The organism is Thiomicrospira cyclica ALM1, assembly GCF_000214825.1.
GTDB lineage: Bacteria > Pseudomonadota > Gammaproteobacteria > Thiomicrospirales > Thiomicrospiraceae > Thiomicrospira > Thiomicrospira cyclica.
The window spans coordinates 830,768-851,821 of the sequence record NC_015581.1 but is presented as its reverse complement, the minus strand read 5'-3'; the positions used below and the strand labels follow the sequence as shown (position 1 = coordinate 851,821).

The 21,054-nt window shown below is 45.0% G+C and carries 18 protein-coding genes; 6 read left to right on the top strand and 12 right to left on the bottom strand.

Translation table 11 applies throughout. From position 1 onward, the window contains the following. Window positions 1-52: 52 nt before the first annotated feature. The 4 genes from lpdA to THICY_RS03600 all read right to left on the bottom strand — a co-directional run bounded on the left by lpdA (window position 53) and on the right by THICY_RS03600 (window position 6,580). Window positions 53-1,822, bottom strand: a complete 1,770-nt coding sequence (lpdA, locus tag THICY_RS03615) for a dihydrolipoyl dehydrogenase (RefSeq protein WP_013835252.1) — start codon at window positions 1,820-1,822, stop codon at window positions 53-55. A 15-nt stretch (window positions 1,823-1,837) separates the two neighbouring features. Beyond that, entirely contained in the window at window positions 1,838-3,184 is a 1,347-nt protein-coding gene (aceF, locus tag THICY_RS03610; RefSeq protein WP_013835251.1) for a dihydrolipoyllysine-residue acetyltransferase, read from the bottom strand. A gap of 27 nt (window positions 3,185-3,211) precedes the next feature. Then, entirely contained in the window at window positions 3,212-5,875 is a 2,664-nt protein-coding gene (gene aceE, locus THICY_RS03605) for a pyruvate dehydrogenase (acetyl-transferring), homodimeric type (RefSeq protein WP_013835250.1), read from the bottom strand. Between the two features lie 216 nt (window positions 5,876-6,091). After that, entirely contained in the window at window positions 6,092-6,580 is a 489-nt protein-coding gene (locus THICY_RS03600; protein WP_013835249.1) for an RNA pyrophosphohydrolase, read from the bottom strand. Between the two features lie 142 nt (window positions 6,581-6,722). Between THICY_RS03600 and THICY_RS03595 the strand changes: the two genes are divergently transcribed. Further along, complete coding sequence (locus THICY_RS03595; protein ID WP_013835248.1) at window positions 6,723-7,382, top strand: histidinol-phosphatase; 660 nt, start codon at window positions 6,723-6,725, stop codon at window positions 7,380-7,382. Window positions 7,383-7,391: 9 nt separating this feature from the next. On the opposite strand, the gene THICY_RS03590 is transcribed toward THICY_RS03595, so the two are convergent. Both THICY_RS03590 and ampD read right to left on the bottom strand, forming a co-directional pair. After that, entirely contained in the window at window positions 7,392-7,907 is a 516-nt protein-coding gene (locus THICY_RS03590; protein ID WP_013835247.1) for a flavodoxin, read from the bottom strand. A 181-nt stretch (window positions 7,908-8,088) separates the two neighbouring features. Next, window positions 8,089-8,694, bottom strand: a complete 606-nt coding sequence (gene ampD / locus THICY_RS03585) for a 1,6-anhydro-N-acetylmuramyl-L-alanine amidase AmpD (RefSeq protein ID WP_013835246.1) — start codon at window positions 8,692-8,694, stop codon at window positions 8,089-8,091. Window positions 8,695-8,753: 59 nt separating this feature from the next. On the opposite strand from ampD, the gene nadC reads away from it, so the two are divergent. Next, window positions 8,754-9,605, top strand: coding sequence for a carboxylating nicotinate-nucleotide diphosphorylase (gene nadC / locus THICY_RS03580; protein WP_013835245.1), 852 nt, complete (start codon window positions 8,754-8,756; stop codon window positions 9,603-9,605). A gap of 8 nt (window positions 9,606-9,613) precedes the next feature. On the opposite strand, the gene pgeF is transcribed toward nadC, so the two are convergent. Together pgeF and rluD are read right to left on the bottom strand one after the other, a co-directional pair. After that, entirely contained in the window at window positions 9,614-10,435 is an 822-nt protein-coding gene (gene pgeF / locus THICY_RS03575) for a peptidoglycan editing factor PgeF (protein ID WP_013835244.1), read from the bottom strand. Window positions 10,436-10,461: 26 nt separating this feature from the next. After that, window positions 10,462-11,535 carry a 23S rRNA pseudouridine(1911/1915/1917) synthase RluD gene (gene rluD, locus THICY_RS03570; protein ID WP_013835243.1) on the bottom strand — a complete coding sequence of 358 codons (1,074 nt, stop codon included), beginning with the start codon at window positions 11,533-11,535 and terminating at the stop codon, window positions 10,462-10,464. 71 nt (window positions 11,536-11,606) lie between these two features. On the opposite strand from rluD, the gene THICY_RS03565 reads away from it, so the two are divergent. Next, window positions 11,607-12,335: an outer membrane protein assembly factor BamD gene (locus tag THICY_RS03565; protein WP_013835242.1), complete on the top strand. Its 729-nt coding sequence runs from the start codon at window positions 11,607-11,609 to the stop codon at window positions 12,333-12,335. Here the strand turns inward: THICY_RS03565 and THICY_RS03560 are convergent. Genes THICY_RS03560 through THICY_RS03550 form a run of 3 tightly spaced genes read right to left on the bottom strand, consistent with a single transcriptional unit; the run spans window position 12,325 to window position 14,515 of the window. After that, a complete protein-coding gene (locus tag THICY_RS03560) occupies window positions 12,325-13,242 on the bottom strand; it encodes a M23 family metallopeptidase (RefSeq protein WP_013835241.1) in 918 nt (305 codons plus the stop codon). The two genes, THICY_RS03565 and THICY_RS03560, sit on opposite strands and share 11 nt — an antisense overlap. 6 nt (window positions 13,243-13,248) lie before the next feature. Further along, window positions 13,249-13,692: a ribonuclease HI gene (rnhA, locus tag THICY_RS03555; protein ID WP_013835240.1), complete on the bottom strand. Its 444-nt coding sequence runs from the start codon at window positions 13,690-13,692 to the stop codon at window positions 13,249-13,251. 10 nt (window positions 13,693-13,702) lie between these two features. After that, the gene (locus THICY_RS03550; protein ID WP_013835239.1) at window positions 13,703-14,515 is read right to left on the bottom strand and encodes a methyltransferase domain-containing protein; all 813 of its coding nucleotides are present in this window, start codon (window positions 14,513-14,515) and stop codon (window positions 13,703-13,705) included. 117 nt (window positions 14,516-14,632) lie between these two features. On the opposite strand from THICY_RS03550, the gene gloB reads away from it, so the two are divergent. The 3 genes from gloB (at window position 14,633) to THICY_RS03535 (ending at window position 19,379) form a co-directional block, all read left to right on the top strand. After that, window positions 14,633-15,427, top strand: coding sequence for a hydroxyacylglutathione hydrolase (gene gloB / locus THICY_RS03545; RefSeq protein WP_013835238.1), 795 nt, complete (start codon window positions 14,633-14,635; stop codon window positions 15,425-15,427). An 84-nt stretch (window positions 15,428-15,511) separates the two neighbouring features. Continuing rightward, a complete protein-coding gene (locus THICY_RS03540) occupies window positions 15,512-17,317 on the top strand; it encodes a LysM peptidoglycan-binding domain-containing protein (RefSeq protein ID WP_013835237.1) in 1,806 nt (601 codons plus the stop codon). A 67-nt stretch (window positions 17,318-17,384) separates the two neighbouring features. Beyond that, window positions 17,385-19,379, top strand: a complete 1,995-nt coding sequence (locus THICY_RS03535) for a lytic transglycosylase domain-containing protein (protein ID WP_013835236.1) — start codon at window positions 17,385-17,387, stop codon at window positions 19,377-19,379. A gap of 275 nt (window positions 19,380-19,654) precedes the next feature. Here the strand turns inward: THICY_RS03535 and cysS are convergent, their stop codons facing one another. After that, window positions 19,655-21,031, bottom strand: a complete 1,377-nt coding sequence (gene cysS / locus THICY_RS03530) for a cysteine--tRNA ligase (protein ID WP_013835235.1) — start codon at window positions 21,029-21,031, stop codon at window positions 19,655-19,657. Window positions 21,032-21,054 lie beyond the last annotated feature (23 nt).

The following is a 21,054-nucleotide window of genomic DNA, read 5'->3' as shown; positions in this document are numbered from 1 at the left end:
TAAGTTAAAACAAAAAACCCCGTCGTAACGGGGTTATAGACCAAAGTCGATACTATTTTTTCTTTTTAGGCGCAATCAAATCCGTAATCGTGCCTTCGGCCATTTCAGCGGCAAAGCCAAGCGTTTCACTCAGCGTAGGATGTGGATGAATGGTTAAACCAATATCCTGCATATCCGCACCCATTTCAATCGCCAACATGGCTTCAGCAATTAATTCACCTGCATTCGTTCCCACAATACCCGCACCCAACAAGCGATGGGTTTTGGCACAGAATAACGCTTTGGTTAAGCCTTCATCACGTCCAATACTTAAACTACGGCCAGAAGCCGCCCAAGGGAAAGCCCCTTTTTCGTACTCAACCCCTTCTGCTTTCAGCTGGTCTTCGGTTTTACCAGCCCAAGCCACTTCAGGATCGGTATAGGCCACTGATGGAATCCCCATCGGCGTAAAGGCACTAGGCAAGCCACAAATCACTTCGGCAGCCACTTTACCTTCATGAACCGCTTTGTGAGCCAACATCGGCTGACCAACAATATCACCAATAGCATAGATATGGGGAACATTGGTCTGTTGACGGTCATCAACCTCTATAAAGCTCCAATCATTAACTGCAACACCCGCTTTTTCGGCATCAATCAATTTGCCGTTGGGTGTTCGACCTACCGCCACTAAGACACGATCAAAAGTATCCTGCGTGGGACAATCTTTGCCTTCAAAAGACACCACAAGCCCACCAGGTTGCGCTTCAACATGGGTGACTTTTGACTTCAAAAAAACATTTTCGTAGCGCGCTTTAATACGCTTCAACAACGGACGGCTAATATCCTTATCCGCACCCGGAATAATGGTATCACCCAACTCAACAATGGTTACTTTTGAGCCTAAGGAATCATAAACCTGCGCCATTTCTAAGCCAATAATGCCACCGCCAATCACCAATAGACGTTTGGGGATTTCAGCCAATTCAAGCGCGTCAGTAGAATCCATAACACGAGGGTCGTCATGAGGAATGAAAGGAAGTTTAATAACCCGAGAACCCGCCGCAATCACCGCTTTTTCAAAAGCAATAGTTTGTTCGCTACCGTCATCGGCAGTCACCGTAATGCTATTGGCTGATGAGAACTTACCATAACCGGTAACAACCTCAACTTTACGCTGCTTAGCCAACGCGGCTAAACCACCGGTCAACTTCCCAATCACGCTATTTTTATAGCCCCGCATTTTATCCAGATCAATTTCAGGTTGGGCAAAACTAATGCCATGAGCGGTCATGTCTTTGGTCTCATTTAGAATGACCGACATATGCAATAAGGCTTTGGATGGAATACAGCCAACATTTAAGCAGACCCCTCCAATGACAGGGTAGCGCTCAATTAGGATAACTTTTTTACCCAAATCCGCCGCACGAAACGCCGCGGTGTAACCACCTGGACCACCACCCAAGACCACCACCTCTGCGGTTTTATCCGCAGGCGGTAAACTCTGAGCAGCAACGACTGATGACGCTAAGGACGCGGCAGTGGTTTGCTTTGGTCCTGCCGAGGCTACTGGAGCTTCAGCCAGCTTAGCAGGACTCTCATCAGCAATTTCCATTTGACCTATCACACTACCGGCTCGAACTTTCTCACCGACAATAACACTGACAGCCATAATCTTACCTGCAAAAGGCGAAGGCACTTCCATGGTGGCCTTGTCAGATTCTAAGGTTAGCAAAGAGTCATCTTGTACCACCTCATCACCAACCGCTACCAATACCTCAATAACATCAACATCCGCAAAATCACCAATATCGGGAACGCATATTTCAACAACTTGACTCATACAGGCTCCTTGCAATTACAGTAATAATTGGCGAATGTCCGCCAAATGTTGACCAATAAACTGAGTAAAGCGCACACCTTCCGCGCCATCAATAACCCGGTGATCATAGGAGACACTAAACGGCATTATTAGGCGGGGCTGGAAACTACTACCATCCCATACTGGCTGTATTTTCGCCTTAGAAACCCCCATAATGGCCACTTCTGGGGCATTCACTATTGGGGTAAACTGCGTGCCACCAATACCGCCCAAACTAGAAATACTGAAACAGCCACCGGATAAGTCTTTGGGTGATAATTTGCCATCACGCGCCTTGGCACTGAGTTCCATTAATTCACGCGATAATTCAAAAATCGATTTTTGATCAACATCGCGAACCACCGGAACAACTAAACCATTTGGTGTATCGACCGCAATTCCAATATTAAAATAGCCCTTGCGAAGCAGTTTTTGCCCGTCTGGCGACAGCGACGCATTGAAGTTCGGAAACGACTTTAATCCGGCAACGACCGCTTTCATAATAAACACCAGTGGTGTCAACTTAACACCGGCTTTTTCAGCTTGCGCCTTCATATCCTTGCGGAATTCTTCTAGCGAAGTAATGTCACACTCATCAAATTGAGTAACATGCGGAATATTTAACCAGGCCGTGGAGAGGTGTTTGCCGGAAATCTTTTTAATCCGACTTAGCTCAACTTCTTCTACCTCGCCAAACTGGGTAAAGTCAATCGTTGGGAGTACTGGAATACCACTACCCACAGTACCTGAGGTCGCCTGAGCACCACCAGCTTGCATAACCGACTTCACAAAGGCCTCAATATCCGTCTTTAAAATACGACCTTTACTACCGCTTCCCGATACTTGAGTTAACTCAACACCCAGCACCCGGGCAAAAGCCCGCACTGTCGGGGTGGCATGAAACACCGCACCACTCGATTGATGGTTAACGGGCTTTGGTGTATTGGACACCGAGCGAGCAATCGGCAGGCCGACGTTCGATGCATGAGTTTGTTCATGCAGCTTGGTCGGTGCTTGTTCCACAGCAGCTGGCGCCGCCGCAATTTCCGCAACCGTTGGCGTTTGCTGCTCAGTTGAAGCATCATTCGGCGCTGCAACGGCCGCATCAGAAACCTCAAGGTCGCAAATATAAGACCCCTTAGCCACCTTATCGCCAACCTTCACTTGCAGATTAGAGACTTTACCGGCGTAGGTTGCAGGCACTTCCATTGTCGCCTTATCCGATTCCAGCGTCAGCACTGAATCATCCAGTTGAATCTGGTCACCGTCATTAATTAACACTTCAATAACATCAACGCTGTCAAAATCGCCGATGTCAGGTACTAATAACTGTATTTTTGCCATATTAATGTCCTTAACTATCCGCGTGAATTAAGCGTGAATTGGGAAGCTCTTTTCAGCATCCAATCCATACTGTGTCATTGCTTTTTCTAATGTATCCGCAGTAACCTTGCCTTGAACTTTTAACGCTTTTAGGGCTTCAAGCACGATGTAATAACGATTCACTTCAAAGAATTTACGTAACTGCTCACGTGTATCAGAACGGCCAAAACCATCGGTACCCAATACATGATAATCACCCGGCACATATTCACGAATGCGGTTGGCATAATCACGAATATAGTCGGTTGCCGCAATAAATGGCCCTTCAGCACCTGCTAATACTTCGGTCACATAAGATACTTTTGGCTCGGCTGTTGGATGCAGGGTATTCCAACGCGTAACTTCCATACCCTCACGGCGCAATAGGTTAAAGCTGGGCACACCCCAAATGTCTGCTGCTACACCCCAATCGGCTTCGAGCATTTCAGCTGCGGCAATCACTTCACGGAAAATGGTGCCAGAGCCCATTAACTGAACGCGATGTTTTGCCTTCTTGGCAGTCGATTTTTTGAAAGGATAAATACCTTTTAAGATGCCTTCTTCAACGCCTTCCGGCATCGCAGGATGGCTATAGTTTTCATTCATAGCAGTGATGTAATAAAACACATCTTCTTTGTCAGTTAACATCCGACGCATACCATCCTGAATAATAACCGCCATTTCGTAGCCAAAAGTCGGGTCATAGCTCAAACAGTTAGGAATTGCATCAAACATTACCAGGTTATGACCATCTTGATGTTGTAAACCTTCACCTTCTAGCGTTGTACGCCCTGCTGTGCCGCCAATCAAGAAACCACGTGCACGCGAATCACCGGCGGCCCAGGCCAAATCACCAATGCGCTGAAAACCAAACATCGAGTAATAGATGTAGAACGGAATCATCGCCACGCCATAGTTGGCATAAGCGGTTGCCGCCGAAATCCAAGATGACATCGCACCCGCTTCGTTAATGCCTTCTTCAAGCACCTGACCGTTGGATGATTCTTTGTACCACATTAGCTGGTCATGATCGACCGGCTCATAAAGTTGCCCTGCTGGGTCATAAATACCAATCTGCCTAAATAAGCCTTCCATACCAAAGGTACGAGCTTCATCAGGAATAATCGGCACGATGCGTTTACCCAACTCTTTATCACGCAGAATAATAGACAAAATGCGCACAAAAGCCATGGTAGAAGACATTTCACGATCGGCCGTGCCTTCTAGCAGCATTTTAAATGCCGCTAAATCAGGCACAGGCAAGCTTTCAGCTACATCCTGGCGCAATGGAAGCGCACCACCGAGTTCCTGACGGCGCGCTCGCACATATTCCATAATCGGACTGTCATCGGCTGGACGATAAAAAGGCACACTATTTTCAAGTTGCTCATCGGAAATTGGCACCGAAAAACGATCACGGAAATATTTCAAGCCGTCGATATCAAGTTTTTTCTGTTGATGCGCACTGTTAGCGGCCTCACCAAACTCACCCATGCCATAGCCCTTAACCGTTTTCGCTAAAATAACAGATGGCTGATTTTTAGTTTCGGTTGCTCGCTTATAAGCATTATAAATTTTGCGTGGCGAGTGTCCTCCGCGGGTTAAACGGAAAATTTCATCATCGGTCATATCCTTGACCAATGCGGCTGTTTCTGGATACTTGCCAAAGAAATGCTCACGAACATAAGCACCACTTTTTGCTTTGTAGGCCTGGTATTCACCATCAACCACTTCGCCCATCCGCTCAATCAGCTTACCAGTAACATCCTTCGCCAGTAATGTGTCCCAACCGGTACCCCATAGCACTTTGATTACATTCCAACCCGCGCCACGGAACATACCTTCGAGTTCTTGAATAATTTTGCCGTTACCACGTACTGGTCCATCTAACCGCTGTAGGTTACAGTTGACCACAAAAATAAGATTATCCAGATGTTCGCGTTGGGCTAACTGAATAGCACCGCGTGATTCGGGCTCGTCCATCTCTCCATCACCCAAAAACGCCCAGACTTTACGACCCTCGGTTTTAGCCAATCCGCGCTTTTCCATATATTTCATAAAACGGGCCTGGTAAATCGCCATTAAAGGACCAAGACCCATGGATACGGTGGGAAATTGCCAAAAATCGGGCATGAGCCAAGGATGTGGATATGAGGACAATCCATTGCCATCGACTTCTTGACGGAAATTATTGAGTTGATCCTCTTCTAAACGCCCCTCCATAAAAGCACGCGCATACATACCAGGTGCTGTGTGTCCCTGAAAAAACACCATATCACCACCAACCGGATGGTCAGCGCCTTTAAAGAAATGGTTCATACCCACTTCATACAAGGTGCAACTGGATGCGTAAGACGCAATATGACCACCAACGCTGGTTGCTTTATTCGCTTTTACAACCATCGCCATGGCATTCCAACGCAAAATAGCGCGAATACGACGTTCAATACTTAAATCACCGGGGTAATTAGCTTGCTCTTCTTGGGCAATGGTATTGATGTAGGGAGTATTTGCAGAATAAGGAATGTCGATGCCGTGAACACGGGCTTTTTCGATTAAGGTTGCGATTAAATGCTGCGCTTTCTCAGCGCCTTCAAATTCAACAACAGCCTCTAAAGCATCGAGCCATTCTTGCGTTTCTTGCGTATCTTGATCAATGAATTGATCACTCATAGTTTGTCACCTCTTGGGTTAAGCAACCACGCACCTTGGGTTAAATGTGGTGCGTGAAATAAACAGAGGACTTATCAGGTGAGCATGTTAATTTCACCCATAAGCCTCTAACCTGAAAATTTTATGGCGGTCATCATACCATTTTTTTGCACTAAAAAGATAGCTAGGTTAAGACCCAATTATAAGAATACGATGCAAGTCATTGATTTTATAGAACTAACGCTGAATCCAGAAAGCATTTAAGGCAGGCTCAAGCTCAGAAAGTGCTTGTTGATAAACGGATTGTTTAAAATTGACCACCTGTTGCACAGGCAACCAATAATCGACCCAAAGCCAATCTTCAAACTCGGGAGATGGATGAACTGATAAATTGATGGCCGATTCGTCAGCCTCGAGTCCAAGCAAAAACCAGATTTGCTTTTGACCAATACAGACTGGATGACTGTGTTGTCGAATTAAATGGCGAGGCAAGTTATAATGCAACCAATCCTGTGTCTTTGCCAAAACACGCACATCAGAAGGACTTAAACCAACCTCTTCTTTTAATTCTCGAAAAGCCGCTTGCTGTGGCGTTTCATATTCACGTATCCCACCTTGTGGGAACTGCCAAGCGTCTTGTTGAATCCGCTTACCCCAAAATAGTTTTCCGTGTTTATTTACGATTATAATACCAACATTAGGTCGGTACCCATTGGAATCTATCACCAGATCGTCCTTCAACCGCAACCTGTGCGTCTGTGTAATTATAATTTTTTAATAATGACCAACTTTACGCGTTTTTTCAATTGCTAAACAGGTTTTATTTCAGGCTATTAAAAATTTCAATTGATTTTAAAAGGACATAACTTTGAGCAAACTCACAATTTTCGACCTTGATAACACCCTAATTGGTGGCGATAGTGACCACCTATGGGGCGAATTTTTAATTGCTCAAGGGCTTGTTGATGCAAGCACGCATCGCGCTCAAAACGATGCGTTCTATCAGCAATACCAACAAGGGAATTTAGATATCCTAGCCTATCAACACTTTGTATTAAAGCCCTTAATAGCTTTTAGTCAAACGGAGTTAGCGCAACTGCATGAACGCTTTATGGCTGAGTTTATTGAGCCGATTATGTTACCTAAAGCGATAGATTTAGTTGCTCAGCATCGAGACCAAGGGCACACACTGCTCATTATTACCGCAACCAATGAATTTATTACCCAACCCATAGCGCAGCGTTTAGGCATTGCACATTTAATCGGTACCAAACCCGATATAAAAAATGGTCGATTTACAGGGGAAGTTGCCGGAATACCTTCATTTCAAGAGGGCAAAATATTACGGCTTAAAGATTGGCTGAGATCGCAAGAACCGCAATTAGAGTTAAGTCATTTTTATTCAGACTCTCATAATGACTTACCATTACTAAAACGGGTGCCTAATCCTGTCGCCGTTGATCCAGATGAATGTTTGCGCCAGTATGCTGAAACACATAACTGGCCTATTTTGAGCTTACGCGGTTAAGTCATCGCATTAAAGCGCCATTTCCTCTTTGATTTGGGCAACCCAGTCTTTGACGCGCTGTTCCGTTAATTCGGCTTGCTGATCTTCATCAATAGCCAAGCCGACAAAGAATTCACCATCATCTGTGGCTGCTTTCGACTCATCATATTCATAACCTTCTGTCGACCAATAACCCGCTGGCGAGCCGCCGTTTTGCAATACCACATCGTGCATCATGCCCACGGCATCAACAAAATATTCCGCATAATCGGCTTGATCGCCCAGACCAAAACAGGCGACTGTTTTATCGGTAAAATCAATCGCACAAAAATCTTCCCAAAAATCATCCCAACTGCTTTGACGCTCACCGTAGTACCAGGTTGGCTGACCTAGAATTAATTTTGTATAACCCTCAAAATCACTGGCTTTGGCACTGGCAATATCGTAAATATCGACGTGATCAGCGCCTAGTTCGTTTTTTATCATGTCGGCAACGCGCTCTGTATTGCCAGTATCTGTACCATAAAAAAGACCAATTTTTTCCATTCAAAGAACCCTTATTCAAACGTCATTGAAACTGTTAAAACATGCAAAGAATTAAAAGCAGGCAAACAACTAAGTGGGTGTAATAATAGCACAGCCACAAAACTGCGCCAATTGAGTGTATTTATCCCAGATGATGAAAAAAACTGATTCTCATATCGACAACAAAGACTGTTTAAGACTTTCAATCAAACATTAAATTGCGTTGTGTTAATCGCGCCAAACTAGTCCAGTTAAAATAAGGACCTGGGTCGGTCTTTCGTCCTGGTGCAATATGTTGATGACCCACAATAACCAAAGGAATTGGCTGTCCGTGTGTTAGCAATACCTGCTCAAGATCGGCAATCAGGTCTGCCAAGACGTTATACTGAATCGCCGTGTACGGCTGATCGTCAGAGCCTTCCAGCTCCACACCGATTGAAAAACGATTACATTGCGACTCACCCAGATAGCTTGAAGCCCCCGCATGCCAGGCTTGATCAAAAATATTGACAAACTGATCCAACTGACCGCTGCGCTGAATCAAAAAATGCGCCGAAACGCGAAGCTCTGCGACATCTGCTAGACCTGCCGCCTGCAAAGGTGGTTTCTCACCCAAAAACAGCGCATGCACTAATCCAGTATCAAACTGATTACGCGGCAAGCTTACACCATGAACCACCAACAATCGAATATCGGTTGGCTCAGGTCGTGGTGAAAAATGCGGACTCGGATAGTGCTTAGCATCTGGCAACCACCCTGTTGATCTTGTATTGGGATTAACTGTTATGTCGTCAATTGGCTTGTTCATGGTTTGTTATAATACCTACTTTTAATTTTATATAACTTGGTTAAGAGAGTAATGGCGCAATGAAGAAATTAGACTACCATCAGGATTTAGTCAATAACGTACGCCAAGCACTGACTGAAGACCTTCGTCAAGGCGATTTAACGGCTAACTTAATTGCGGCAGATGCCCAGCTTCACGCCAAAGTTATCTGCCGAGAATCGGCTGTGCTCTGTGGCCAGGCCTGGTTTAACGAAGTGTTTCATCAACTTGACCCTGAAATTTCGATTCACTGGTTAGCAAAAGATAGCGATCGACTCGCACCCAACCAAACACTTTGTGAAGTGCGCGGTAATGCTCGTGCCTTATTAACCGGCGAACGTACCGCCTTAAATTTCTTACAAACCCTTTCCGCAACTGCCACCATTACGGCACAGTATGTTGCGGCTATGGGTAGTATGGGTAATACTAAGACGCAACTGCTCGATACCCGTAAAACCTTACCAGGCCTGCGTTTAGCCCAAAAGTATGCCGTGTTTTGTGGTGGCGGCTGCAATCATCGCCAAGGTCTTTATGATGCGATTTTAATCAAAGAAAACCACATTCATGCCTGCGGCGGCATCAGTGCTGCGATTAAACAGGCTCAAACTCAACAACCCGGTATTAGCATTGAAGTAGAAACAGAAAGCCTCGCTGAAGTTGCAGAAGCCTTAACAGCTGGTGCTGATATCATTATGCTCGATAATTTCAGTCGCGAAGACATTCAAGCCGCAGTAACGCTAAACCAAGGCCAAGCGAAACTGGAAGTGTCTGGTAATGTAGAGCTAGCTCAACTCGCTGAACTTGCTCAGTTAGGTGTTGACTATATTTCCACAGGTGCCATCACCAAGCACATTCAAGCCATTGATTTGTCGATGCGTTTTAACGAAGCGTAACCAGCAAGTTACTGCGGATCAATCCAAATACAAGTGACCATTCGGCCAGTGGTCGCTTGTCGGCGGTAGGAATAAAATGCTTGTGTCTGCTCATAAGTACACAGACCACTTTGGTCAATGCTAGAAACGCCAGCGGATTTCAAAACCCATGCTGCCATACTAGGCAAGTCCGCTAACCAGTGACTGGGATTATCTGGATTGATTTTAAAATAGTCTTGCCAAGCTGCTTCACGCGTTAAAAAATCAGCTCTAAAATCGCCTGTGACCTCAAAATTATCCTGCAAGATTGAAGGACCAATCCAGGCACAATAATCAGCTGGCTGGCCAGGTAACGCTTGTAAAGTCTGCTCTAAAATACCATCTAACAAACCTTTCCAACCAGCGTGTACGGCGGCTACTATCGGCGTATGACGATGACAGAACAACACCGGCATACAATCTGCGGTCAGCGTTGTCATTACCAGGCCTGGTTGGCTGGTCCACATGGCATCTGCCACAGGAGCCGATACTAATGCATCAGCATCAGCATCAGCTCGAGTATTCATTGTTACAAAATCATCCGGTGCCTGTAAAACGGTTGTGGTGTGCTGCTGCGCCATCCAAAACCAATCTAAATCCTTGCCAATAGCCTGACTCAGCAAGGCTCGGTTCTGCACTACAGCGGCAGGATCATCACCAACATGATCTGCTAGATTTAAACTCGCATAATCACCTTGGCTAACGCCGCCCGTACGCATCGTCGTAAAGGCGCGCACCCATTCCGGTGCCGTCCAGTTAGGATGGTGCAACGACAGATCAGACAAAACTTGATTTGGTAAATGTTCTGACATAAGCAATCCTTTAATCCCTGCTATCGCTAATATTCTTCTGGAATATCAGCGTCAGTGACCCACTCAACTTCAACGTCATAATCATAATCCACTTCATCATAAGCATTGTTCCGGTTGGCAATAAAGTCAACCTGATCATCGCGCAGAATATCAATTAGCAAACCCATATCATCGGGAATCGGTGCCTTCCACTTCATCGTTTTTCCCGTAACCGGGTGGGTTAAGCTCAATACCCCGGCATGTAATGCTTGTCGTTTAAAGCCTTTTAAAATGTCGATAAACTCAGGCATCATTTGTTTGGGGATGCGCAACTTGGAACCATACAAGGGATCACCTACTAATGGGAAACCCAAATGCGACATATGCACACGAATTTGGTGAGTTCGTCCAGTTTCTAAGCTGACTTTAACATGAGTGTGCGCGCGAAACTTTTCTGCCACACGGTAATGGCTGACCGCTGGTTTACCACCAGCCACACGCACCGCCATTTTCTTGCGATCCTGAATATGACGGCCAATGGGTTTATTAATCGTCCCGCCGGCAATCATATTCCCCACCACAATTGCATCATAGACTCGTTCAACATCATGACGTTGCAACTGATCAACAAGGTGGTGTTGTGCTTGCAAGGTTTTTGCCACCACCATCAAGCCGGTAGTGTCTTTATCCAGACGATGCACAATTCCAGCGCGAGGTACCTGACGCAGTCCTGGTGCGTAAGCCAATAAGCCGTTTAATAACGTACCGTCAGGATTGCCGGCACCAGGATGAACAACCAGCCTTGCGGGTTTATTGATCACCAAAATTGCGGCATCTTCATAGACAATATCCAAATCCATTGATTGAGCAATTTGGTGGGTTTCGTCCTCTTCCAAAGGGGTAACACAAACCAGCTCCCCGCCCAGCAAGGTGTGGCGAGGCTTGGTAATGACAACGCCATCAACCGTTACAAACCCTTCTTTCAACCAGCCCTGCAAACGACTCCGTGAATAGTTGGTAAAAGCCTTCGCTATCGTAGCATCCAGGCGAGCACCCATATCCTGATGTTCGACACGAAAACTCAGGGTTGTATTAGAGTTAGAGGTAAGCTGGTTATTCAAAACAGATCCTTAAGGCTAAATTGTTTATGATAAAATCGAAAATATTTACTGACTATTCTAACCGAGAAATTATGTTAAAAACTTTTCGCCTTGTTGTTATTCTGTTTGGCCTGGTCACAATTACCGGTTGTTCTAATCTGATTCAAAAACCCGAGTCGCAATGGACGGTTGAAGAATTTTATGACCGCGCTAAATCCGAATTTGATAATGGCCAGTGGAAATCGGCCATTGAATTTTATGAAAAGCTGAAAGCTAACTTCCCTTATGGCGATTATGCCGAGCAAGCCTATTTAGAGCTGGCTTATGCTTACTACCGCTACGATGAACCTTTGTCAGCTATCCGCGAACTCGATGAATTCATTCGTCTCTATCCGCGCCATCCTCAGCTACCCTATGCCTACTTTTTAAAAGCATTATCGGCCGATTCGATTAACCGCAGCTGGCTAGACCGTTTTATTACTGATCCTGCCAACCGCGACATTCAATCAACCCAGCAAGCGTTACGCGCTTACCAAGAGGTTATCCAACGCTTTCCAAATACCGATTATGCGATTGCCGCACAACAACGGCTAGTGATTATCACCAACCGTTTAGCTCGTCGTGATTTACAAGTGGCGCAGTTTTATTACGAACGCCAAGCTTATCTAGCCGCCGCTACACGTGCCCAACGTGTTATTGAGGAGTTTCCAAACTCACAAAGTAGTCGTGATGCTTTGGTGATGTTACGCAAAGCCCATCAAAAAATGGGCTTAGATGAAACGGCCGTGGATATCCAGCAAGTCATTGAACTTAATCGTTAAAAATCACTCTATTACCAATAACTTGATCGCCGCATTGTAACCGACGCGGCAAATCAAACGCCTCTTCTGGGTCTACCCGAATATCCATCCAGCTCATCCCCCAATGTAAATGGGGTCCAGTCGCACGTCCAGTCGCACCCATCGTAGCAATCAGCTGACCTTGTTCTACCTGATCACCGACCTGAACATAGATTTCTTCCAAATGTAAAAAATCAGAACGTAACCCAAAACCATGGTCAACAAACACCGTACCACCACTTAGTTCCATATCGGCAACCAGCGTTACTTCACCAGCTGCGGGGGCTAATATCGGTGTTCCAGTTGAATTGGCTATATCCACACCAAAATGCGGCCTTCTTGGCTCTCCATTCAAAATACGCTGACTTCCCCAAACACCGGTAATGGTGCCCTCTGCTGGCCAAATAAAGGGGGTCATGAAATCCGTACGATCGAGCATAATTTCACGAGCAGCACGAGCCATAGCAATATCGCGGCGAATACGTTCCTGAGCTTCAGGGTCCGGTGTTACAAAACGTTGCGGTAATCCATCAATCCGCTGTACCAAATAATCTTTGTTAGTTAAGTCTATTTCAATGGTGAAACTAGCTTGATCCGATGGTTTCACATTTACTTGAATCAGGGACGATTGATCACGACCAAAACCAATTAAGGCTTGCCCATTTGCATCCGCTTGCCACTCACGCTGTCCCCACTGCAATTGACTTAGGGGCGGCACTGTTATCAACGCCCAGCCCCCTTGTATCAAACGCCCCTCAACTAGCGCCTGCTCCTGGATGGGATTGGCACTTGATGCAAGAAGATTGTTGCTGAGTTGCAAGCTCACTATCATCACAAGAACGCTTATAAAACTTAGTTTTACACGGCGGGGTGCTGTTAATTTATGCATATTGTTTTATCCTAAAAGTTCTGCAATGGCTTGATTAGCCAGTTGATCGACCCGTTCATTTTCAGGGTGGCCACTATGACCCTTTACCCAACACCATTCCACCTGATGTGAAACCAGCGCCAAATCTAAGCGCTGCCATAAATCTTGGTTTTTAACCGGCTTATTGGCCGCGGTCTTCCAGCCTTTTTTCTTCCAACCGGCAAGCCATTGCGTGACACCATTCTTAACATATTGAGAGTCGGTGGTAATTTTGACATGACACGGACGAGTTAGCGTTTCAAACGCCATAATCGCGGCCATTAATTCCATACGATTATTGGTCGTTTCAGGCTCACTGCCATAAAGCTCTTTTTCTTTTTCACCATAACGCAATAAAACCCCCCAGCCACCAGGGCCAGGATTACCTTTACATCCGCCATCGGTAAATGCTTCAACCTGATTAGACGCCACAGACTATCCTTTATTTAGATTTTGAATTCGAGGGGCTTGAACTATGGCGAGATTGAGCTACTGCCGGATTCGCGCCACTAACCCACTCGGTAAATTGATGCGCTTTTCGAGGTTGTAAAGGCACCCATTGTTGTTTTTTTGCAACCACAATGTAGCTTTGCGCCAACGAAAGGCCCAATTTTGAAAACGGACGCCCTAAACGATGAACATAACGATAAAAAGGTCTAATCTTGTCTGTTATTTTACTTTCAAAACAACGACTTGAAGAATACTCCTTAACTATAATCTCATAACCTAGCAAGCGCAACCAATCAACCAGACGCTCCATTTTAATAATATGTGCGGCTCGCCACCGTGATTTATCCCGTCCTAGTCGCTGCCGTAACACTAAACAGCTCATCGGGTTAAAGCCAGTAATAACCAGATGACCATCGGCACGTATTAATTCATCAACATACCGAATAAACCGATAGGGATCGATCGTTGATTCGAGCGTATGGGGCAATAAGATTAAATCTAAACTACTTGCGGCAAAGGGTTGCGCCATTAAATTAGCCAGCACTATACGCTCAGTAATTGCTTCAGAGCGTGTTAAGGTTTCATCAACCAAAATATGGTTTTTTATCCGCGACGTTGCCAGTAGACTGGCGTGACTTACACGCCCCATCTGAACCAAATAATAACCAAATAATGTGTTCAAATGCTCATCGAGCAACGCACGTTCCAAGGTTAGCGCCTGTTTACCAAACGGTGTTTTAAACCAACGTAATAAATAGCGTTGAAAACCTACATGAGATTCGATGTCACGTAACTCTAACGACATAGACCACCTTTCGGTTGCATTCTAAACAACCACATTACTTTTATTGATTAAGCTCAAAGGATATCCAAGACGTTATAAGCCGAGTATAATCTTTGCAAAAGCTTAAGGAGTCACCTAATGATAGTTCACAGCTTAACCGCGTTTAATGATAACTATATCTGGCTGATTGAACAACCTCAGCATACATGGGTTATTGACCCAGGTGACGCAAAACCAGTTCTTCAATGGTTAGCACAACATCAACGCCAGCTCAGTGGTATTTTAATTACCCACCATCATGCCGATCATATTGGTGGCGTCAACAGCCTTTTAGAGCACCACCCCGCAGCACAAGTTTATGCGCCGTCATCATTACAAAAAGTGCCTGTAACCCACCCAATTAAGGATGGCGACATCATCACCTTATCAGACTCAAGCTTTAGGGTTATTGCTACTCCTGGACACACCCTCGATCATCTATGTTTTGTTGGGCAAGATGCACTCTTTTGTGGCGATACACTATTTACCGGAGGTTGTGGTCGCGTTTTTGAAGGCACAGCTGATCAAATGGCTCACTCCCTCGCGACTATTAAAACCCTTCCTGCGCACCTAAAGGTATATTGTGGCCATGAATATAGTCTGGCCAACCTAAATTTTGCTATTCGAGTTGAATCCAACAACCCCATTCTGCAACAACGCCATTATAAAGTGAATAAAGCTTACAAATCACAGCATCCGCTAGCGGTTACAGCATTGCAACTTGAACTCGACACCAACCCTTTTTTAAGAACGGATTCACCCGATGTTGCCACCATAATTGAACAACGCCTGCAAAAACCCATTAAAACTGTCACAATTGGCCAGAAATTTGCTTGTTTAAGAGAATGGAAAGATGAACTGGATGCTACTGGCGTGTTAGAGCAAACGATTTAAGCATTAGATTTCTTGGCATATTATTAGCCACACCTAAAAAAACAGTTTACAATAGGCAAAAATTATTAACTTGATGAATTTCTTATGTATAAACTCAAATTAACCTTACTAAGTCTCAGTGTTACCCTGCTGCTGTCAGGTTGCCAGACCCTTAAATCCCCTAGTCAAAATAGCAATACAGCAGACGCAGATGCAAAAGGTTCATCAACTTCGATCAGCTCAGCTAGCTCACAACGTCGGATATCCAGTGCCGAATCCCACATTGATGCTATCTTACAAGAACGCACACGGCCTTTTGATTTAAACGATAAACGCCCAGACCTGCCGCTCGATAACCTATGGGATCAAATTGCACATAGTTTTGATCTTATTTACGAACATCAACCTCATTATCAAGAATATTTGAATTTTTACATAAACAGCCCAAGACACTTTGAACGCGTATCTGAGCGAGCACAACCCTATTTATATTTAATCTACGATGCCATTAACGAACGCGAAATGCCCATGGAATTAGCACTACTTCCTGTCATAGAAAGTGCCTTTGTTCCTTATGCCAGATCAAATATGAGTGCGGTGGGTTTGTGGCAGTTTATTCCAAGTACCGGAAGAAACCATAACCTAGATCAAAACTGGTGGTTTGACGGTAGACAGGATATTTATTTAAGTACACAAGCAGCACTCAACTACCTAGAAAGGCTATATAACCTAAACGATCAAGATTGGCTTTTAGCTTTAGCATCTTATAATGCTGGTTTCGGTCGAGTAACGCAGGCAAAGGCACGTCTTGAACGCGAGCGTCCAGGTACTGAGCCAACCTACTGGAACATTCGTCCTTATCTTCCGCCCGAAACGCGTAACTATGTGCCACAGCTATTGGCCGTTAGTTACTTACACAAGTACCATCGAGACTATGAACTCCCAATTATTCCGGTTGCCAATGAACCCTATTTAACTCGCATTGAATTGGAGAGACAGTTTAGCTTGCAACAAGCGGCTGACCTTGCTGAGATTGATGTTGATTTACTCAATCATCTAAACCCTGGTTATTTAAAGCATGTGTCGCCACCCAATGGTCCTCATTCATTACTCTTACCCATTGAGCATGCCAGTCGCTTTCAAGCATCTCTAACTCAGGCACATAATCTTTACGATATCCGCTGGCAAAATCATCGGGTTGTCGCAGGCGATACTCTTGGTCAAATAGCACAACGCTATGGAACATCCGTAGCCGAAATTCGTCGCTTAAATAATCTGTCCAACAATACGATTCGCATAGGTCGCACGCTTACGATTCCTATACCCGCTGAAGCCGGTTCAACATTACTCGCTTCAAACAATGCAGCACCTAGACCAGGGTTAAACATCGCTAACACCGCCAGTTCTCGTGCCGAACAACCAACTCAAACACACCAAGTACGATCTGGCCAATCCTTATGGACTATTGCCCGTGATTACCGCGTATCCATTGCCGACCTAGCGGCTTGGAATGACCTTGACCCAAAACGACCCCTTCAAGTCGGTCAAATACTTGCTATTGCAACCCCAACTGCCGTTACGACTTCTGTCACTGCAACACATCGTCAAATCCAACACCGGGTTCAAGCAGGAGAAAGCCTATGGCAAATCGCTCAGCGATACGCCGTCAGTGTTAATGAACTTAGGCGTTGGAACAGGCTTGGTCAAAATTCGGTAATAAGACCAAGACAAACCCTTGAGTTGCATTTACCAAATGCGACTACTGAATATGTAGTAAAGAAAGGCGACACACTCTGGGATATAGCACGCGCCTTTAATGTGAATACCCGTGATATTCAGCGTCAAAACGGTCTTAACCCACGCGGTTTTTTGCATCCAGGCCAGGTGTTGATGATTTCGCCCGGTAGTTAAATTGCTGAAGGTCAAACTAGGTTTTCTATTTGCAATAATTTGGGTTGGTGCTACCTCTCTGATCGCCATGGTTGCTCCTGTATCTGCCAACCAGTCAATAGATGAAAAGGTCTTTTTCCAAGCCAAACCGACCAACATACAACTAAAAGCTGATTTTGAGTCTTGGTGGGCCGCATCCAAAGCAAGGAATCTGGAACAAATAGTAGCATTCAATCAGCAATTTCATGGGCACCCACTCTTCCCGATGGGCAACTATTTAACCCTACTAGAAAATCTTGATAGCGCAAATCAACAAGCTATTGTCGAATTTATTAAAATAAACCCAAAATTAGGTCTTAGCGCTCGACTTCAGCAACGCTATCTTGAAAGCTTGGCAAATCAGCAGGCTTGGTCAAATATCTTAGATACTCAGCTAACACCTTCAAATCAACAACAGCAATGCCTTGCAAAACAATCGTTATTAGCTAACCAGGCTAACCAACAGATTCCTTTGAATGACTGGCAAAATTTTTGGTTAACGAACCTTAATTTGCATAGCAGTTGTCGAGAAATTGAACGCCATCTTCATCAACAAGGCATCATTGATACCGATGCATTAATTGCCCGACTGCGTCTATTATTTGCACAACAACGCCACGACCAAATCCCCAGTGTTATTCACTTAATACCTAGCCAACATAAAAACTGGAGCCAGGCTTGGTTAAATTTGGTTCAACAACCTAATCAGATTGGCAATTTTGATTTAAACCTTATTCCAGAACCCCTTCAAGCAGATGTTGCTTACACCGGTTTACTCGCTTTGAGCCGACGTGATCCAGAAACTGTTTTATCTCTTAAGAAAAAACCTCCTTTTAATCGCCTTCTTAGCCATGAGCAAATTGTAAATCTGCAGCGTGAAGCAGGATTGCATCTGACATATCGCTATGATGAACAAGGCTGGCAAGCCCTTAACCAGTTAGGACGTAATGACTTAGATGAAGCCACACTCATATGGAAAGCTCGTTTTACGATACGTTATAACAAATGGGTTGAACTGGAGCGATTAACCGCTGAAATGCCAGAAACGCTTGCCAATCAGTCTCAATGGCGATACTGGCGTGCTAGGGCCTTAGCTGAGCTTGGCGATAAAGCATATTTACCTCTTTATGAACAACTGGCCACAGAACGTCATTATTACGGCTTTTTAGCCGCAGACCAGTTGGGAAAACCCTATTCTATTAATCGTTCTAACGACTTTGCAGTACAAACTACCGAACAGCGCGCTTTAGAGCTCATAGATCAATACCCAAGCTTACAGCTAATTTCAGCCTTAGTAGAAATTGAATGGCGTATCAATGCACACCGAGAATGGCACCACCTACTTAATATCGCTGACCCCGATGACTTTGCCGACCTCGCCGCCATGGCACATACTTGGGAGCTCCATCACTTAGCTATTACCACCCTAGGACAAATTCAAGCATGGGACGCATTAGATAAACGCTTTCCGACACCCTACTCAGAATTAATAACACACGAAGCAGAGCGTCACAGGCTTCCGGCGAGTCTTATTTACAGCATTATGCGACGTGAAAGTGCTTTTTACCCGCATGCGCGTTCGCCAGCAGGTGCTCAGGGTTTAATGCAGCTTATGCCGGCTACAGCACGTGAAACCGCGCAAAAACAAGGTATAACTCGCTTCAACCCTAATGATGTTTTCAACATCGAGATTAACATTCCATTAGGTAGCGCATATTTAGGGGAACTCATTAACCGCTATGACCATCCTGTTCTTGCGATTGCAGCCTATAATGCAGGGCCATCGCGTGTCAATCAATGGGTCGCAAACTTAAACGAAATGGATAATTTTGAAGCGGATCAATGGATCGATACCCTACCATTCATGGAAACGCGACGTTATGTACGTCAAGTTCTCGAACATAAAATGGTTTATGATTTTATGTTGAGAACAAGCCACCATGCGACTGTCACGGATCACAGTCAGGCTGATTGGCTCCCGCCACTGCGTCTCTCGGTCTTAATGCGTCCAATTAAACAAACGACTAATTTAGCCACTCAATAGCCAAACCATTCAATAGTCAAACCCGATCCGTATGCCTTGTGTTTCCACCAATAAGTTTTAAAAATAATGGTGTTTTAGCAAAAAAAAACCAGGCACTGGGCCTGGCTAAAAAATTATCAAAAGATAACTAAAGGAGGATACTCATGAAGAAACATGAATAGCCCTCATTTTAATAAATGCTAATCTAGCTGTCAATTATTTTTATGCCAATATAAGCTAAATCTATATAACCCCATTTATGGCATGGTTTTGTAATATGGGCTTGTAAGATGGATTTAGGCTCTACGCCAACTGGTGCCTTCTTTACTGTCCAGCAACTCGACCCCTTTTGCCAACAAGTCATCACGAATCTCATCGGAACGCGCCCAGTTTTTATCCGCACGTGCCTGCGTGCGCTCGACAATTAATGCCTCAATCGCTTCATCGCTTAACCCATCCGGCTGACCAACCTGGCTTTTAAAGAAAAACTCAGGGGTTTCTGTTAATAAGCCTAAACGATTCGCCAGACTTTGTAACAAACCCACCAGCTCGGGTTGTTGCGTTTTATTGACCTCTTTAACCAATTCAAACAATACCGCCATTGCTTGCGGGGTGTTGAAATCATCATCCATCGCGTCATTAAACTTTGCTTCAAACTCAGTGCCTACCGCTACCAGGCCTGGTTGGATTGTCGCTGCTTCTAATGCGGTGTATAAACGCGCTAAATTGGTTTTAGCAATATCAAGGTTTTCAATCGTGTAGTTCAACGGGCTGCGATAATGACTCGATAACAAGAAATAACGAATCACTTCTGGGTGATAGTCTTTTAGCACTTCACGAATCGTGAAAAAGTTATTCAGCGACTTGGACATTTTTTCGTTATCAACACGCACAAAGCCGACATGCATCCAGGTATTAACATAATGCTCGCCATGCGCACATTCCGATTGCGCGATTTCGTTTTCATGGTGAGGAAACTGCAAATCCATCCCGCCACCATGAATATCCAAACGTTCACCGATACACGAGCCGGACATGGCCGAACATTCAATATGCCAACCAGGCCTGCCTTGCCCCCAAGCCGAATCCCAAGCGGGTTCGTTTGCTTTGGAGGCTTTCCATAGTACAAAATCCATGGGATCCTGCTTATTAGGATTCACCTCTACCCGTGCGCCGGCTTCCAGTTCGTCTTGCTTTTTACCCGACAAACGGCCATAGGATTCAAAGGACTTCACTTTAAAATACACATCACCATTCGTTGCGGCATAGGCATGCCCCTTTTCAATTAGGGTGTTAACCAACTGCTGAATTTCAGGGATAAAGTCGGTCGCTTTTGGCTCAATGTCTGGGCGCAAAATATTCAACGCGGTTTCATCTTCATGCATGGCGGTGATAAAACGTTCGGTTAAGCTTTGCACCGATTCTTGGTTTTCGAGTGCGCGTTTAATAATCTTATCGTCAATATCGGTGATATTGCGCACATACTTAACCTCAAGTCCTCGTGCGCGCATATGACGCACCACCGTATCAAACACAACCATCACCCGCGCATGACCGATATGACAATAGTCGTACACCGTTACTCCGCAAACATACATACCAACCTTGCCGGGCACAATGGGTTTAAAGACTTCTTTCTGACGCGTTTCGGTGTTGTATATGTGTAAAGCCATAGCATTCTCATCAATAGTTTGTG

What these genes read in the sequence shown, in the direction of transcription:
- lpdA (WP_013835252.1), bottom strand. Translation starts at nt 1,822, where the DNA reads ATGAGTCAAGTTGTTGAAATATGCGTTCCCGATATTGGTGATTTTGCG.
- aceF (WP_013835251.1), bottom strand. Translation starts at nt 3,184, where the DNA reads ATGGCAAAAATACAGTTATTAGTACCTGACATCGGCGATTTTGACAGC.
- aceE (WP_013835250.1), bottom strand. Translation starts at nt 5,875, where the DNA reads ATGAGTGATCAATTCATTGATCAAGATACGCAAGAAACGCAAGAATGG.
- THICY_RS03590 (WP_013835247.1), bottom strand. Translation starts at nt 7,907, where the DNA reads ATGGAAAAAATTGGTCTTTTTTATGGTACAGATACTGGCAATACAGAG.
- ampD (WP_013835246.1), bottom strand. Translation starts at nt 8,694, where the DNA reads ATGAACAAGCCAATTGACGACATAACAGTTAATCCCAATACAAGATCA.
- nadC (WP_013835245.1), top strand. Translation starts at nt 8,754, where the DNA reads ATGAAGAAATTAGACTACCATCAGGATTTAGTCAATAACGTACGCCAA.
- pgeF (WP_013835244.1), bottom strand. Translation starts at nt 10,435, where the DNA reads ATGTCAGAACATTTACCAAATCAAGTTTTGTCTGATCTGTCGTTGCAC.
- THICY_RS03565 (WP_013835242.1), top strand. Translation starts at nt 11,607, where the DNA reads ATGTTAAAAACTTTTCGCCTTGTTGTTATTCTGTTTGGCCTGGTCACA.
- THICY_RS03560 (WP_013835241.1), bottom strand. Translation starts at nt 13,242, where the DNA reads ATGCATAAATTAACAGCACCCCGCCGTGTAAAACTAAGTTTTATAAGC.
- THICY_RS03550 (WP_013835239.1), bottom strand. Translation starts at nt 14,515, where the DNA reads ATGTCGTTAGAGTTACGTGACATCGAATCTCATGTAGGTTTTCAACGC.
- gloB (WP_013835238.1), top strand. Translation starts at nt 14,633, where the DNA reads ATGATAGTTCACAGCTTAACCGCGTTTAATGATAACTATATCTGGCTG.
- THICY_RS03540 (WP_013835237.1), top strand. Translation starts at nt 15,512, where the DNA reads ATGTATAAACTCAAATTAACCTTACTAAGTCTCAGTGTTACCCTGCTG.
- THICY_RS03535 (WP_013835236.1), top strand. Translation starts at nt 17,385, where the DNA reads ATGGTTGCTCCTGTATCTGCCAACCAGTCAATAGATGAAAAGGTCTTT.
- cysS (WP_013835235.1), bottom strand. Translation starts at nt 21,031, where the DNA reads ATGGCTTTACACATATACAACACCGAAACGCGTCAGAAAGAAGTCTTT.